The organism is Butyrivibrio sp. WCD3002 (genome assembly GCF_000424265.1).
Taxonomy (GTDB): domain Bacteria; phylum Bacillota; class Clostridia; order Lachnospirales; family Lachnospiraceae; genus Butyrivibrio.
This window is the reverse complement of the sequence record NZ_AUJO01000001.1, coordinates 785002-802726: the sequence shown is the minus strand read 5'-3', so window position 1 is coordinate 802726 and position 17725 is coordinate 785002. Positions and strand designations below refer to the sequence as shown.

Below are 17725 nucleotides of genomic sequence, written 5' to 3'. Positions count from 1 at the left end.
TTATTTTGAAATGGGTTCAGCAGTACTTGAATGTATAAAGGGGGAAAATGGCAACTACGTGTTGCCATTTTTCTGGCAGCATGGCGAAGATGAGGCTGTGCTTAGAAAATATGTAAATGTAATACATGATGCCAACATAAAGGAGATGTGCCTTGAAGCAAGACCTCATCCCGATTATGCGGGGGACGGCTGGTTTCATGATGTCGACATCATTATGGATGAAGCAAAAAAGCTTGATATGAAGCTGTGGATTTTGGATGATGCTCATTTCCCAAGCGGACAGGCAGCAGGCAAAATGGCAGATGCAGAGCCTGAGCTTTGCAAGCAGTTCCTTGAATACACCTGCGTTGATGCGGCAGGACCCAAAAAGCAGGTGACAATCGATGTGGCAACAGCTGCAAAACACTACGACAGTCCTTTTGCTCCCGCAAGTCCCTTTGGCGGCGGAGAGAAAAGAAAATTCGATGATGATGAGCTTTTTGCAGTGATCGCATCAAGGGTTGATGGCAAAGAGGATGATATCTATCACTTGGATGACAGCCTTATTGATCTTACAGATAAAGTAAATGACGGGATCCTCAACTTTGATGTGCCTGCTGGCGTATGGCGTATTTTCATAATCTACGCCACAAGAAATGGCGGCGGAAGAGGAGGATATGTAAACTTCCTCAGTAAAAAGTCCTGCCGTATCCAGATAGATGCCTGCTATGAGCCTCATTATGCCCATTATAAGGACGATTTTGGAAAAACTATCCTTGGCTTTTTCTCAGATGAGCCTGAAATCGGTAACGTGACAGGCTATAACGGAAGTGACGCTGCTATCGGTAATCATGATATGCCGCTTCCCTGGAGTGAGGAAATGCCCGGGGAGATGACAGAGAGGTTTGGAGCTGATTACAGAAGGCTTATTCCTGCGCTTTGGATGCCTGTTGGAAGCGATGAGTTCACAGCTGATATTCGCACAGGCTTTATGGATATCGTAAGCAGACTCTGCAGCCGCAATTTTGGAGAGCAGATAGGTCAGTGGTGCAGGGAGCACGGCGTTAAGTATATTGGTCACATAGTTGAAGATAACGATAACAGTACAAAGCTAGGTTCATCTCAGGGACACTACTTCCGTTCACTTTGGGGACAGGACTTTGCAGGTATCGACGACATCGGTGGTCAGGTAACTGAAGGCGGCGCAGATATAAGCCACAAGGGACTTTTGGGACTTGGCGCTGACGGAGAGTTCTATCACCACGTTCTCGGAAGACTTGGCACTTCTTTAGCTGACCTTGATGAGAAAAAGCATGGTGATACCATGTGCGAGATTTTTGGAGCCTACGGCTGGGAAGAGGGAACAAGACTCATGAAATATGAGCTTGATCATTTCCTTGTAAGAGGTGTGAACCACTTTGTGCCTCATGCCTTCAGTCCCAAGGATTTCCCGGATTTTGACTGTCCGCCTCATTTTTATGCCCATGGAAAGAATACGCTGTATAAGCCCTTTGGAGAGCTTATGCTTTATCTTAACCGCGTGGCGCACCTTATTTCCGGCGGTAAGCATTTGGTAGAAACTGCGGTTTTATATCATGCAGAGGCTGAGTGGTCCGGAATGAAGTACATGGACTGCGCAAAGGTAGCAAGAAAGCTGGATGAAGCTCAGATTGATTTTGACATTATTCCTGTGGACGCCCTTGCAGATGGCGGAGAGTATAAGCCGGAGCTCAAAAAAGAAGGACTTTTAATTAACGGACATCTCTTTAAGACTCTGATAATCCCGGGAACCGAATTTGTTCCGGAGGAGCTTTCTTCGTTTTTGGAAAAGGCTAAGGATACTGAGCTTACGGTTGTTTTTGCAGGCTTTGGACCAGAAGACGCCGATATCTGTGAGCTTACAGAGGTTGCTGATATTGCAGCTAAAAATCTTACAGAAAACGCTGTTGTTACTTCGGATACCTTTAAGGATCTTAGAATTTACAACTACGAAAAGAACGGTGATAGGCTTTATCTTATTTCCAATGAGAGCATCAGCGAGACCTTTGACGGAACGGTTAAGCTTCCTGTATCGGGAACGGTTTATCAGTATGATGCCTTTAAGAACAGAATCCTTACTACAAGTTGTGAGGAGGGTCAGGTGAGCCTTGCACTTCACCCTTACGAGATGGCCATAATTGTCGTTCCTGAGGATAATGCTGAGTTTGAGGCAAATGCCATAACACTTCCAGAGGTGGACGAAAAGGGAATTCAGATCGAGGGACCCTTCAAGGTATCCTTTACAAGCAATGAGGAATATCCGAACTTCAAGGATGAGGTTACTGTAGATGAGCTTAGAAATATCCTTGAGATACATCCTGATTTTTCGGGAATAATCAGATATGAGACAAGCTTTGAGGGCAAAAAAGAAGCAGCCTATCTGCATCTTGAAGATGTATTTGAAGCTGCTGAGGTTTGGATAAATGATGAATATGCAGGCTCTGCACTTTGTCCGCCCTATGTATTTGAGATTGGTGGACTTGTGAAGGATGGTACAAATATGCTGAGAATAGAAGTCAGAACTACTCTTGAGCGCATGGTTCACAAGATGACCGGGGGAAGAGGCTTCTTTGGCCCCGATATCAAGGCGGTTTCACCCAGCGGAATCGTGGGAGATGTAACTTATTTCTTATGCTCCGATCTGTAAGCGTTAGGTGTAAGTCCCGTTGTTTTCTTAAACTGCTTACTAAAATATGATACGTTTGAAAAGCCGGTCTTGTCGGCTATTTCCTGTGAAGAAGCTGCTGTGTTTAACAGTAGCTTCTTTGCAATTGCGATTCTTTCTCCGTTTATGTAGGAGGATAGCACTTCCCCTGATTCCTTATGGAAAACGTATGACAGGTAATCCGGAGAGATGTGAACAGCCTCTGCAATAGTAGTTCTTGAAAGATCTGTATCGTCGATGTGATCTTTTATAAAAAGCTTAACCTGCTCAACAATATTCTCCTCAGGATTCTGGCTTGTAAGCAGGTCTGATGCACTTCTAAGAAGAGAATTTGCCCACTGCAAAAGTCCCTCTGACGAGGTGGTGATGGTGCGTGGGTCTGTAGCGTGGGTCATTTGCGATGATATATTCATAGGAGAACAGTTTTTCTGTACAAGCACAGTAAACACTGCTGACATAAGACCGTAATATATAGACCTAAGGAGTCCCGCGGAAAAGGTTGAATCAGTTTTCATGAGTAGGCCTCTGATATCCAGAAGGATGTCATCTGCTCTGTTCATGGAGAGAAGCTCTTCCCATTTTGCAATATCGATCTGTTCTGAGTCCGATGCGGTCTTAGCGGAAATGGAATCCATCGGCACATTTGCGATGGAGATAACCTTGTTCTCCGATGTGAGTATGTTTTTGGAGTAGTGCTCAAGCAGCTCGTAGGCATAAGGCGCTGCTGAGAGCGGTGCACCTGAGAACAGATAGAATACGAATCTGAAGCTGTCATTTTCCTTTTGCAGCTTATCCATTGTATTTGTAAAACAGGTATACAATTTCTTCTCCAGCTCGCTGTCGACATCCGCGTATTCACTTAAGCTGATGTTTATCATAAAGCGGTTCTTGTCAACGGCAGTTACATATATACCGGAGCTGAACTGATCCTCCAATGCAGAAAGCACGGCATTGGCGCTGAAAACATCATCTGTTGTCTCAGCGCGAAGATAAGCGTAGTAATAGAAAATCTCAGCCATTTCTTCAGGAATAGAGTTCTTTGTCATGAATTCTGTAATTGTATCCTGATCTGCAGAAATCGTTCCGTTATAAAGGTTTCTCCATAATTCCTGCTTTGCTGTCTGCAGGTGCTCTGATTTTTGCTGCTGATTTTCTTTTACTTTATCAATAGCTCTTTCCATGACTTCCCGAAGACTGTTTTCCTCCACGGGCTTAAGTACATAGTCAAGAATCTGAAGAGAGATTCCCTCTCTTGCATAGTTGAAATTGGCATGACCAGTCAGAAGAATGTTTATGGATTCATAGCCGTTATCCTTTACCCACTTTATCAGAGAGAGGCCGTTTTCCCTGGGCATCTCAACATCTGAAAGCAGTATGTCCACGGTATGCTCTTCATAAACAGACCTTGCCTGATCTGCGCTGTAGGCTGTATATATCTCGTCTATTCCAAGTGCTTCAAAATCGATGGCGTTTTTTACACCCTGCACCAAGTAAAATTCATCATCAACTATAAGTAATGTCATTTAGTCCTCCGGTAATAATCAGGATATAATTCCTTTCATTGTAGTCTTTTCATCTTTTGGCTTCTGATATTCCACATAAGGAATGTCCAGGTCAATGCGGGCACCCATGCCCGGTTCATTTGAGAGCTTCATCACAGCAGACTCATCATAATAGAGTCTGAGTCTTGATACAACATTTTTTATACCTACATGATTTCCATCTTTGTCAGCAATAAGTATGTATTGGTCATTGTTGAACTGCTCTAAGAACTCCTCAGAGAAGCCTTCTCCTGAGTCTACATGGGATATGTGAAGTCTTTTTTCATCATTTTTAAGGTAGACATTTGCACTTACTTTTACGATAAGTTCTTCTCCCATAATAAGATTGAATTTGAAAGCATTCTCCATGAACATAATGAGAATTAAAGGGAAAACTTCAGCGCTTGGTGCCATTTCGTCGATATCCTTTTCATAGGTTATACAACCCGGAAAGCGTATCTTGGTAAGCTCCACATAATTATCAAGATATTCAAGCTCTTTAGAGAGAGGTACATGCTCTGATGTGCTGAGGGTGTAGCGCAGATGTTTGGAAAGAGTCTCGATCATCCTGCGGAGAATAGCTGTATTTTCCTTAGTGCCGTCTGCCAGATAAGTGATCATATTGAGGCAGTTTATAAGGAAGTGAGGAGCAACTTGTGATTTGAGGAAAAACAGCTGGAAGTTTTTCTTATGAATTCGTTCTTCATAAACATCGAGCTTAAGCTTTTGTATATGATCCACCATACTGTTGTAGGTAGTTGCAACCTCAAGGACCTCATCACATCTTTCATCCGTTACATCTATTCTGTGATCCATATCCCCTGACATAATAGCGTTATTCATGGATGTAAGCATTTTCATGGTTCCGCCTACAAGCTTATTAAAGAAATAGACCACTATTCCAAACACGATAAGAATGAGGATCATGAACAAAAGAGCATAGCGCCAGAAGGTGTTTACGGACTGGGATATTATCTTCATGGGTATCATGGCTGTTATGTAGTAGTCGCAGTAATCAAGCTCCTGTGTGGTCACCATATATCTTTTGGAGTCTACAGTTATCTCAGAAGATCCATTCAGAGATTTTTTTAATGGAAGCCTTAGCTGGTACTTTTGTTCTGCAAGATTAGCTGCCATATCCTTCGCAACAGAGGAAGGACTTTCGATACTTATAACGTTACCTTCCTTGTCTGTAAAAATAATGACTGCTTCCATATCATCAAGAGATGTAAGCGATGAGGAGAGGGTGTTTAGGTCAGTCCATGCTCCAATCATACTGTTATCATACATGAAGGTTTTAACAAGGTAGGTCTTATTTTCATAATTATATGGAATCCATTTAAGACCATTGGCATCTTCGATATATCCAAGTATTTCTTCATTCTGAAACTGATTTTTTAAAAATGGCTGAAAGGTCTTTTGAGATTCAGCGGTATTACTGTACCCGACCCAGGTGTTGCTCTTTGGGAAATATGCGTACATACCCTTAATACTGGGAAAGGACCGCAGATTAAATTCAAACATCTGAGAGATGCGAAGGATGCTGCTATAATGACCATTAATGCTTTCGAGTGTTGCGGTGGTGGCAACTTCTGTGCTGTAGTTTTTAAGCTCCATAAGATAATAGTCAACACTCTTAAGGTCCTTGGAAGTTTCTTCATTATATAGGGAAAGAAGCTGGCGTACATCCTTATAGGTACGCTGCTGCATGGAGTAACTGAAAAAGGCAGAATAACCGATCAGTCCTGCCAGTGTTACCCCGAAAAGAAGGTAGAGAATCCTATATAGTCTTTTTCTAAAAGAATAGTTTTTCAAATTGTTTTTTTCTTTTTTCATCATCTAAGAAATTTACATAAACAGCTAATAAAAGTACAACATTGTAGTAACCATTATATTCTATAATTTGCATTAGGTTAAGGCAAGCTATGTAGAAGGTGGCTTGTATATAGAAGATTTTGGAATTGAAAGGGAGGTAACTATTAATGAAAAAACGGTTAATGGCTTTACTTTTAACTGGCGTAATGACCTGTGGAATGCTTGCAGGTTGTGGCGGAGGAGCATCCGATAATGCTGATGATGCCACAGATGCTGTTGAGACAACAGCTGACGAAGCAGGAGATGCTGCTGAGTCTGATGGTGCTGCTGAAGCAGCTGACAGTGCAGAAGCAGATGCAGCTATCCAGGAGAGAAAGGATTCAGGCGAGACACCTACAGTTGTAATCGCATACATGAACTTCGCAGGATCACCTGCAGGTATCGACAGAGTAGCATCAAAGCTTTCTGAGATCACAGAGGAGAAGCTCGGTGTTAAGGTTGAGCTTCAGATTATGGATGCAGCTTCATATTCACAGAACATGAACCTTATGCTTGCATCCGGTGAGCAGGTTGACCTGTTCAACGCAGTTTCAGTTGGATTTATGCCTTGTGTAAACAAGGGTTACACACTTGATCTTGAGGAAGATGACCTTATCCAGAAATATGGTCAGGGAATCCTCAGCGCATTCAGAGAGGATGAGATCAACGGATGCCGTGTAAGCGGAACATTATATGGAACACCTGTAAAGAAGGATGATGCAGCCGGTAAATTTGGCATTTCAATCCCTAAAGCTCTTCTTGATGAGATCGGTTTTGATTACGCATCTCTTTACAAGGATGGCGAGGAATGTATCTATACTGATTTCGATACAATTGAGGATATCTTAGGAAAGCTTCACGAGGCTCATCCCGAGAAGACAACATTCTACATGGATACCTCTTCAGTTGTGAGCCAGTGTCTTGCAATCGATATCCCTTCAGATGTATTCGGTGTACTTCTTGATCCTGTAAACAGCCTTGAGGTTGGTGATCTTTTCACAAGCGATCAGTACAAAGAGCTCTGCTCAAGAATGTATGACTGGAACCAGAGAGGATGGATTTCACCTGACGCTATCACAGAGACAACAGCTACAACAGTTCAGGTTAAGTCCGGAAGCCTTATGGCTTACAAGACAGCTACAAAGCCCGGCATCAAGCAGCAGGAGTCAAACCTTTGCGGCGAAGAGATGATCATCTTCCAGCTTGGCCCTGATTTCAAGGGCTCTAGTGCATACAACACAATGCCTTGGTGCATCAACCAGAACACAGATGATCCGGTTGCTGCAATGCAGGTTCTCAATCTCCTTTACTCAGATCCCGAAGCTTCAACAATCATCTGCTGGGGTGAAGAAGGAAAAGAGTGGAAAGAGACAGACGATGGACACATCACATATGCTGATGGTATCGATGCAAACAGTTCAGAGTACTTCAACAACGTTAACTGGGAAATGCCCAACCAGTTCATCGCTAAGATCTGGGAAGGTAATGAGCTTACAATCTGGGATAGAATGCAGGACTTCAACGACAACGCTACAGCTAGTAAGGCTATGGGCTTCACCTATGATAACAGCGATTACTCAGCAGAGTACACAGCTCTTGCAAACGTTTACTCAGAATATCAGTCACAGCTTGAGCTTGGATTCCTTGATCCTGAAGTAGGTATTCCTGAACTTGAGAGCAGACTTAAGGAAGCAGGTCTTGATGATTATATTGCAGCTAAGCAGGCAGCTCTTGATGAGTGGGCAGCAGCAAATGGTGTTCAGTAATAAGTAATAAATTTGAGAAGGTAATTTAGTATATAAAACGCCATCTCGGATTAAAGAATATTCTGAGATCCGGGATGGCGATTTTCATGGAAAAAAGAGGAGAAGGGGCTATGGCAGAGCAGAAAAAGTACAAACAGAAATTGTCACCCGCAAAACGCAAGTCACTTTTAAAGCGTTCTATACCGATCTATATCATGGCACTCCCGGGCCTTATTTATATGTTTATCAACAACTATATGCCGATGCCGGGAATCATATTGGCATTTAAAAATTACAAAGCTAAAAACGGAATTTACGGCTCCAAATGGGCGGGCCTTAAGAATTTTAAATATTTGTTTTCAACACAGGATGCATTTATCATTACCAGAAATACTATTTGTTACAATCTTGTGTTCATAATAGTCAATACAGTGTTTGCAATTTTAATCGCGATAATTCTTTCAGAGCTTACGCATAAGATCAAGAAGGTATATCAGTCAGTGATCCTTCTTCCTTATCTGCTTTCAGCGGTTATTATCAGCTATCTGGTATTTGCTTTCCTTTCAGCAGAGAACGGATTCATAAATAACTCAATCTTTAGACTTCTCGGTAAAGATCCAATCAGCTGGTATCAGGAAAAGCAATATTGGCCTTTCATCCTGGTATTTGTAAATCTCTGGAAGGGTATCGGATACAACTGTATCATTTATCTTTCAACAATCATTGGATTTGACAGAAGCTATTATGAGGCAGCAGCTATTGACGGTGCAACCAAGTGGCAGCAGATAAAGAGCATTACACTTCCTTTGCTTAGACCTACGATCATAATGCTCACACTTATGGCTATCGGTAGAATTTTCTATTCAGATTTCGGTCTTTTCTACCAGGTACCTCAGAACTCAGGTGCCCTGTTACAGGTAACAAACACAATCGATACCTATGTATACAGAGGACTTATCGAGCTTGGTGACATCACAATGTCAGCAGCAGCCGGTGTTTATCAGTCAATTGTCGGATTCATTCTTGTTATGGCAGCTAACCTTGCTGTTCGTAAGCTTGATCCCGATAGTGCATTATTCTAAGAAAGGAGGAAATAGTTATGGGACAGGAAAAAAGATTTCAGATCTTTGGTCATATAATAATGACAATCGTTACTCTTTGTGCAGTAATACCGCTTATCCTTCTGGTTATTTCTTCTTTTACAGATAATGCGGTGCTTGTCAGAAACGGATATTCATTCTTCCCTGAAAAATGGAGTTTGGAAGCATATAAGTATATTTTCACCAGCGGTGATTCAGTACCTCATGCATATCTGATTTCAATACTGCTTACAATTGTTGGAACAACTCTTGGACTTTCTATAACAACACTTATGGGATATGCTCTTTCAAAGACATTCCTTCCCGGAAGAGGAGTACTTACTTTTATCGTATTCTTCACAATGTTATTTAATGGTGGTCTTGTTCCTACATATATTAACTATACGAATGTTTTCGGACTTAAGAACACATTCTTCGCACTGCTTGTACCCGGACTTCTTATGAATGCATTCAACGTAATGATGATGAAGTCTTACTTCGTAACAGGTGTGCCAGAAGAGATTCTTGAAGCAGCATACATCGATGGAGCCACAGAGTTCCAGGCATTCTTCCGTATAGCTCTTCCTCTTGCAAAGCCTATTGTTGCAACAATTGGTCTTTTCATAGGAATCGCTTATTGGAACGACTGGATGAATGGTTACATTTATCTGACAAAGAGAACAGATCTGTATTCAATTCAGAATCTGCTTAACAGAATGATTCAGAACATTCAGTTCCTGACACAGAACAGTTCAGTATCAAGTAATGCAAGTACAGCGCTTGCATCAATACCGAGTGTAGCTGTTCGTATGTCAATGGCAGTAGTAGGTGTTCTTCCCATCATCATCGTGTACCCCTTCATCCAAAACAACTTCGTTAAGGGCATTACCCTTGGCGGTGTTAAGGGTTAATACGAAAGATACGGCTCTGTATATATATATTAGTGCTCTGCGGACGCCTCTCGGCTCCGTGAAAAACGTAGCGGTACTAAGATGGCAAAAAACGCCATCTAAGTGCCGACGTTTTTCAAGGCCGCTTCGTCCTAATATATATATTCAGAGCCTATTTTTGAATCAGTCCTTAAACCATGTAAGGGCGATGCATTATACCATGTGAGAGGTATGGCTTATAGCATGTGAGGTGATGCCTTATATCATGTGCGGGTTATGGTTTACACCGTATGAGAGTTATTGATTATTCTGCATTAGAGTTATGGGGGATATTCTTCCAGGAGTTGGTATAGATCATATTAGGTTTATTGTTGCAGCTGAGTTTTTACGTGTACAAGTGCGGAAATTTGATGTTTTCCACGTAGTATTTGCAATAAAAACAGATCGATTACGTGGATAAATAAAGTAATGAAAAAAATAAGAAAGTGAGTGAAGAGTATGGAGAGTTTACTTTATCCGATTAGGAATAGGTTTAGGGATGAGATGAAGCTGGACGGACTTTGGAGGTTCAGTTTTGATAGAGAAGAAAAAGGTGAAGGTGATGGCTGGACTAAGGGGCTTCCTAAGAGTGCAATAAATATGCCGGTGCCGGCGTCCTTTAATGATTTTTTCACTGATAAGGAGTCAAGGGATTATTGCGGACCCTTCTGGTATGAGTGTGATTTTTATGCTCCGGAGAAGCAGGAGGGTAAGAAGACTTACATCAGGTTTGGAAGTGTTACTCACAGGGCAACAGTGTATGTGAATGGCGTAGAGGTTGGAAGCCATGAAGGCGGTTTTCTTCCATTTGTTCTTGATGTGTCAGAGGCTGTTAATTACGGTGAGAATAACAAGCTGGTTGTTAAGGCAAATAATGAGCTTGATGAGACTACGCTTCCCTGCGGAAATGTCAGCACACTTAAGAATGGTAAGAAGCTGGTAAAGCCCTATTTCGATTTCTTTAACTATGCGGGAATCCATCGCTCAGTATGGGTTATGAGTTTAAAAAATGAGCATATCACTGACTATGATGTTGTTACTGATATAAATGGTGATACTGCAGTAGTGAAGGTAAAACTTGTAGCAGCAAGCGCATCTTTTAAGCTTAAGGGAAAAGTAGTGCTTAAGGATAGAGATGGTAAGGTTGTTGCTGATAGTACCTTTGATATGAGCGATAGCAATAATACTGATAATACAGTGTCCGGTAAATGCGAACTGACAGTAAAAGAGCCGGTACTATGGGATGTAAAAAAGCCCTATCTTTATGATATTGAATTATCAGTTATTGACGGAGAAGTAATTGATTCCTACGAAGATAAAATCGGTATCAGATCCATAGAGATAAAGGGTACGGATATTCTTCTTAACGGCAAGCCCGTTTATTTGAAGGGCTTTGGTAAGCATGAGGATTTCGATATTATTGGAAGAGGCTTTAACTACGGAGTAGCAAAGCGTGATTTTGAGTGCATGAAATGGATCGGGGCAAACTGCTTCAGAACAAGCCATTACCCCTATGCTGAGGAGTGGTACAGATTCGCAGATGAAGAGGGCTTCCTTATTATCGATGAGGTTCCTGCTGTTGGAATGATGAGATCCTTCTTTAATTTTATGGATGCAGGAAGAGGTGCAAAATATACATATTTCTTTGAAACAGATACTGTACCGAAGCTTAAGGAGAATCACTTAAACGCTGTAAGAGAGATGATAGTAAGAGATAAAAATCATCCTTCTGTTATTTCCTTCAGTCTTTTCAACGAGCCTGAGACCATAAGCACTTTTGCCCATGATTACTTCAAGGATATTTTCGAATATGCAAGAGAGCTTGATCCTCAGAAAAGGCCTCTTACAGGAGCTTTAGAGAAAACATCTGCCCCTGATAAGTGCCAGTGTTATCAGTTCTGCGATTTTATCAGCCTTAACAGATACTATGGCTGGTATATCAGTGGTGGTTCAGAGCTTTCTGATGCAAGAGAGCTTTTCATTGAGGAAATGGATCAGTGGAAGGCGCTTAATCTGAATAAGCCTTTTGTGTTTACAGAGTTTGGCGCAGATACGCTTGCTACTGAGCATAAGCTGCCTTCAGTTATGTGGACCCAGGAGTATCAGAATGAGTACTATGATATGAACTTTGAAATCTTTGATAAGTATGATTTCGTTAAGGGTGAGCTGACCTGGAATTTTGCAGATTTCCAGACCTCCGAGGGAACCTTCCGCGTTGCAGGCAATAAAAAGGGTGTGTTCTCACGTAACAGACAGCCAAAGGATATAGCTTTCAAATTGAAGGAAAGATGGGAGAAGTAAATAATCTTCATTAGCCTTGCGCTTTTATAGATGAATAATCCATTCGACTGAAATACTAGAGAGGGTTGACAAAATGAAATATAGGGATGAAAAAGTAAGACTTAGATTAGCTAGAGAAATAGCTACAGAAGCTATGGTTCTTCTTAAAAATGATGACGCTGTACTGCCTCTTGAAGTTGGAAAGAAGGTGGCTTTGATCGGCAGAACACAGAATGCCACAATCATCGGTGGTGGCGGATCCGGAGCTTCACACAGCGATAATACACTTCAGATTAGGGATGAGCTTGTAAATGCAGGAATAAAACTGGACGAATGTTTTGATAAGTATTATCAAAATGTCCATGAAAAGGAAGTGGAAGCGCTTAAGAGTAAGGGGGCTGATTTTGCAGCCATGGATTTAGAAGGTCTTGTTGCCAGCGGAATCATTTATGAGCTTTTTGGAAAATATCAGGCAGTTACTCCTGAGCCTGTACCGGAGAAGGAGTTTTTTGAGAACGCGAAAAAGGATACAGATACAGCCATTCTTGTGATCGGCAGGCAGACCGGCGGCGAAGAGTGCGACAGAAGAATAGAGGATGATTATCTTTTAACGGATGCGGAAAAATCCCTTGTGGACGCTACCTGCGGTAGCTTTGAAAAGGTAATCGTTGTTCTTAATGTAAACGGAATGGTAGACACCAGCTGGATCAAGGCAAACGATAAAATCAAGGCTGCAATTTTCATGGGAACAGCAGGTGAGCAGGCAGCAGGCGCCCTTGCTGATCTTATTTCCGGAAAAGCATATTTTAGCGGAAAGCTCTCCCAGACAGCAGCACTTAGCTACGAGGATTATCCCACAGCAGAGCATTTTTCCTTTAACAAGGATGAGGGTGCCAAAATCAAAACCTATGAGGATTACGAGCTCTCTGCCGAGGATAACGGAAGTACAAGCAAGGATGTAAGCCCTGTCACTGTATACGCCGAGGATATGTATGTTGGTTACAGATATTTTGACACCTTTGAGAAGAAGGTTGCATATCCTTTTGGATTCGGACTCACCTACGCTGAGTTTGATTATCAGGTGGTGAATTTTGTAAATGTTGGCGGAAGAGCACTGGTTTCCGTTAAGGTTACAAATAAGTCTTCTGAGTTTGCAGGAAAAGAGACCCTTCAGCTCTATGTTCATAAGCCCATTGGAAAAGAAAAGAATCCCTATAAGGAGCTTGTGGACTTCGAGAAGACCTTTGAGCTGGCACCGGGAGCATCAGAGACAGTGGCACTTTCATTTGACCTAAACGACCTGGCTGTTTTTGAAGAAGGTAAAAATGGCGGTAGCTATGTAATTGAAAAGGGTGAGTACATTCTTTTGCTTGGAAACAGCTCTGACAATGTAGCGACTTTTGGAAAAATAATCGTCAATGAAGAGATTGTTACAAAAGAAGTTACCGCAGACATCGGCATGAAGTCCTGCAACAAAGATAAGATTAAGCTTATCTGCCCTGAAAAGGAAAAGGCTGTAGCTGATACCGAAAGTCTTCGAAAAATCACTATCTCCAAGGATGATGTGATTATTGAAGAGTGTCAGAAAAAGGAATACAGTTTTGAGAATGATTCTCAGGACGCATCAGGAAAAACAGCAGAAAACAGTAATGCCTCAGAAGGTAGTGATACCAACAATGACGCGAAAAAATGCATACGACTCGAGGATGTAATTGCAGGCAGAGCATCTATGGAAGCCCTTGTAAGTCAGATGAGCGTCAAGGAGCTTGCCGTACTTTGCAATGGCTTTGGTCCCGGACTTCCCTTTGGAGGAATCGGTCAGAAGGCACCTGTAACCATTCAGTATGATGACGGCACGGATATTGGTAAAAACACCCATCCGGAGGCAATGCCCGGCTATATCAATCCTGCAATCGATAAGTATGGAATCTTTTCCTGCTACTATAAAGACGGCCCTGCCAGCGTTGGAAAAACAGCATGGCCAACAGGCATGATGCTGGCATGTACCTTCAATAAGGCTCTGGCCTACGAATTTGGAAGCGCCTGCGGAAGAGAAGCGCAGGAACTTAAGGTAAGCGCATGGCTTGCTCCGGGACTTAATATAATCCGTAATCCTATTGAAGGAAGAGCCTTTGAGTATTTTTCAGAGGATCCATTTGTATGCGGAACCATGGGCACACAGATCTGCAAAGGTGCCATAGAAAATAATCAGGTTACAACCTGCCCTAAGCATTTTGCCTTGAATGAACAGGAGACCTACAGACGAGGAAGTCTTAAGAAAAATATCGACGCCGTGGACAGCATAGTTTCTGCAAGAGCAGTCAGAGAGATATATTTAAAGCCTTTCGAGATGGTTATTAAAAACTCGGAGCCAGTAACTATAATGAGTTCTTTTAACAAGATAAACGGAACCTTTGCAGGTGGAAGTCATGCACTTTGCACCGAAATACTTCGCGGTGAGTGGGGCTTTGAGGGCGTAGTTGTAACAGACTGGGGCGACATGGATTTTGTTGTTGACGGTGCAGATGCCGTGGCTGCAGGAAATGATGTTGTTATGCCCGGTGGGCCGCCTGTAATAGAGCAGGTTCTAAAGGGTTACGAGGAAGGAAGAGTTACATTAAATGAGCTCAGAATTGCTGTAATCCATCTCCTTAACTATGTTAAAATGATGAAGGACTATTCGAAATAAAGTATATTTTGGTATTAAAATTATTTGGGAAAAAAGCAAAAGACTTTTACAGGAGGAGCTACAGATGAAATTACGTACAATTATTACTCAGGATGCTGAAGTAGATGATCAGAATTCCCTGAGACATTTTCTTTACTATGCCAATGAAGTGGAGCTTCAGGGCATTGTTCAGACCTCTTCAAAATTCCACTGGGTTGGTATTCCCGGCGCAGTAAAGCCGGATAAAAAATCCGATGATGATTTTGGCGGTGAATATGCTGAGGTTTCAGGACCCTTCGATCAGCCCTACAGATGGCCGGGCACAGACTGGATGATGAGAGAAATCGATGATTATGAGAAGGATTATCCCAATCTTTGCAAGCATGCCGAAGGCTATCCCACTCCTGATTATTTAAGGTCTATAACTAAGATCGGTAACATCGGATATGAAGGCGAGATGGAAAAAGCAACAGAGGGTTCAAATCTCATAAAAGAACGTATATTGGATGATGATGAGAGAACACTTTACATTCAGGTTTGGGGCGGAACAAACACAGTTGCCAGAGCACTTAAGGACATTCAGGAGGAGTATGAAAATAAGCCTGAATGGACAGAGCTTCATGCAAAGATAACCAAGAAGGTTGTAATTACAGCCTGCGGTGAGCAGGACCCTGCATATAAGGAATATGTTGCGGAAAACTGGCCGGGCATTCAGTTCATAAAGACTCTTCAGATGCAGAGCTATGCTTATCCCTGGTTTGTAATGCCTGAGGGCGAGAGCAAGGATACTCTTAAAGCTGACTTTATGGAAAAAGAAATTTTATCTAAGGACAGTGCTCTTATTAAGGGGTACTGCACTTGGCTTGACGGACATGAGTATGAAGGTGAAGGTCCTGAAGGACAGTTTGGCGCAAACCCCAATATCGTAAACGACTGGTTTGGAGCACGATTCCTGAAGATTGTTCCTCAGAAATATGACTTTTTGTCTGAGGGAGATTCACCTACATTTTTCATACTTCTTCCCTGGGGCACAAGAACTCTTGAGGATGTGACCTACGGCGGAGTTGCTGGAAGATACCACAAGGTTGATTTCAAAAACTCAAAGGGTGAAGACTGCAATGTGTGGGATGTTTCCAAGGATATATATGTAGATAAGGATGGAAACGAGTCCGAGCAGGAATCTATGTGGCTCTATGTTGCTGATATCCAGAGAGATTTTGCCGCAAGAGTAGCATGGGCAGCCGATGGAAGCTATGAAAAGGGCGAGCATTCTCCAAAGTTATCTGTTGAGCAGGGTGTTGATATAACTGCTGCTAAGGGAGATGTTGTTACACTGACTGCAAGTGCTGAAAATCCCGATAAGCTTGATACTGCGATAAGCTTTAGAGTTTATAAGGATGCCAGCGCTGACTGTGCAGCAGACGTTAAACTTGAAGTATCAGATAATACAGCAAAAATCACGATTTCTGAATCTGCAAAAAGCGGTGATCTTATTCATATCATGGTTAAGGCTGAATCCAATGGACATTACAGACTGTTTGACTATAAGCAGGTTATTATCACAGTTAAATAAAAATCTTTACGAGCAGTGATTTTGAATTAGAACAGGCCAGGGGGCTATATTTACACAGAATATCTGTCAACAAGACTTGATGTAATCTGAACTCTTGTATAGGCAAGCTTAGGATCCTGAATTCGCATGATAAGTCTCTTTACTGCTTCACCGCCAAGAGCAGCCTTCGGGACATTTATGGTTGAAAGCGATGGCTCAATAATCTGACTTATTGGAAGATTATCAAAGCCAACCACAGCAATATCGTCAGGAATGCGATAGCCAAACTCCTTAAAAGCTCTGATGGCGCCTGCCGCTATAAGGTCATTATCAGCGAAATAGCATTTTGCCAGATAATCCTTGTTTTTCAGAATATCGCACATATCAAGGTAGGCACCTTCAATGGAAGGGGATAGCTCGTGGATGATGCTCTGGGAGCGGGACATTCCATTTTCGTGTACCGCTTTTCTGAAGCCTTCCTGACGCTCCTTGAAATTCTGAATTCGGTAACTTCCCATAAGATACCCGGGCTGAGCTTTTACTTTTCTTATAAGATACTGAGTTGCTCTATAGGCTCCCTGCACATTGTTTATGGTGACAAAGTCCCTGTCGATGGTCTCATAGTAGCTATCCAAAATAACCACCGGAACAGGAAGTGTTAGAAAGGGCTTTAAATCCGATGGTGTAAGTTCAGTTGCAAGAATGATCACGCCAATACAGTCGGAGTATTGTATTGCTTCTAAATCCGCCATCGTAAAATCAGATTCATAGTAATACTGAACCTTGAGCTTGTAGCCCTGCGCTTTGCATTCATTGGATATACCTTCCGATAGTTCTGCATAAAAGGGTGTGTCTGCCACGACCACACCATTCTTTTTATAAATCACAAAGTATATGCTTCCGTTCTTAATGGCGGAAGCTTTTACTTTACTAAAATCATAGCCATACTTTTCAGCTTCGTGCTTAATCTTTTTCCTTGTTGCTGCACTGACTCCAGGCTTATCGTTAAGCGCCATACTCACTGCCGCCGCACTTATCCCCATCTTCTTCGCCAACTCTTTCGCCGTAATTCCCATGATCATTCCTCATAAACTATAATTGATAATTTACTTAATCATATAATAATTAAAAATGCAGTTTATATCAATATTTCAGTAACGAATTAAGCAATTAATTAAGTGATAAATACTTAATTATTTACTGAAATTAAGTAGTTCATATTTTATGATTATTTCAGTTGAAAATTTGTGCTGAATCCAACATGAATCAAAACAAAATTATTCATTTGGATTCAGTATATTAGCCGGCAAGATTAACATATATGGTTCACGAGGCGGCTTTTGAACACGCCGGTACTTAGTTGGTGTTTTTTACCAACTTAGTACCGCTGCGTG

The 17725-nt window shown here is 41.9% G+C and carries 10 protein-coding genes; 7 read left to right on the top strand and 3 right to left on the bottom strand.

Going from position 1 to position 17725, the window contains the following annotated elements:
* Positions 1–10: 10 nt before the first annotated feature.
* Positions 11–2665 carry a hypothetical protein gene (locus G608_RS19705; RefSeq protein WP_051208762.1) on the top strand — a complete coding sequence of 885 codons (2655 nt, stop codon included), beginning with the start codon at positions 11–13 and terminating at the stop codon, positions 2663–2665.
* Here the strand turns inward: G608_RS19705 and G608_RS0103315 are convergent.
* Positions 2641–4206, bottom strand: coding sequence for a response regulator transcription factor (locus G608_RS0103315; protein WP_026494833.1), 1566 nt, complete (start codon positions 4204–4206; stop codon positions 2641–2643). The two genes, G608_RS19705 and G608_RS0103315, sit on opposite strands and share 25 nt — an antisense overlap.
* 18 nt (positions 4207–4224) lie before the next feature.
* Positions 4225–6039 (bottom strand): sensor histidine kinase, encoded by a 1815-nt coding sequence (locus G608_RS0103310; RefSeq protein WP_026494832.1) that lies wholly within the window; start codon positions 6037–6039, stop codon positions 4225–4227.
* 167 nt (positions 6040–6206) lie between these two features.
* Between G608_RS0103310 and G608_RS0103305 the strand changes: the two genes are divergently transcribed.
* The 6 genes from G608_RS0103305 to G608_RS19700 all read left to right on the top strand — a co-directional run bounded on the left by G608_RS0103305 (position 6207) and on the right by G608_RS19700 (position 16352).
* Complete coding sequence (locus G608_RS0103305) at positions 6207–7844, top strand: ABC transporter substrate-binding protein (RefSeq protein WP_081677267.1); 1638 nt, start codon at positions 6207–6209, stop codon at positions 7842–7844.
* Between the two features lie 110 nt (positions 7845–7954).
* Positions 7955–8905: an ABC transporter permease gene (locus tag G608_RS0103300; protein ID WP_051198097.1), complete on the top strand. Its 951-nt coding sequence runs from the start codon at positions 7955–7957 to the stop codon at positions 8903–8905.
* A gap of 17 nt (positions 8906–8922) precedes the next feature.
* Positions 8923–9813, top strand: coding sequence for a carbohydrate ABC transporter permease (locus G608_RS0103295; protein WP_026494829.1), 891 nt, complete (start codon positions 8923–8925; stop codon positions 9811–9813).
* A 477-nt stretch (positions 9814–10290) separates the two neighbouring features.
* Positions 10291–12132: a beta-glucuronidase gene (uidA, locus tag G608_RS0103290; protein ID WP_026494828.1), complete on the top strand. Its 1842-nt coding sequence runs from the start codon at positions 10291–10293 to the stop codon at positions 12130–12132.
* 73 nt (positions 12133–12205) lie between these two features.
* Positions 12206–14800, top strand: a complete 2595-nt coding sequence (locus G608_RS0103285) for a glycoside hydrolase family 3 protein (protein ID WP_026494827.1) — start codon at positions 12206–12208, stop codon at positions 14798–14800.
* A 64-nt stretch (positions 14801–14864) separates the two neighbouring features.
* Positions 14865–16352, top strand: coding sequence for a DUF1593 domain-containing protein (locus tag G608_RS19700; protein ID WP_035794346.1), 1488 nt, complete (start codon positions 14865–14867; stop codon positions 16350–16352).
* A gap of 50 nt (positions 16353–16402) precedes the next feature.
* Here G608_RS19700 and G608_RS0103275 read toward each other — a convergent pair whose 3' ends face one another.
* Complete coding sequence (locus G608_RS0103275; RefSeq protein WP_026494826.1) at positions 16403–17407, bottom strand: LacI family DNA-binding transcriptional regulator; 1005 nt, start codon at positions 17405–17407, stop codon at positions 16403–16405.
* Positions 17408–17725 lie beyond the last annotated feature (318 nt).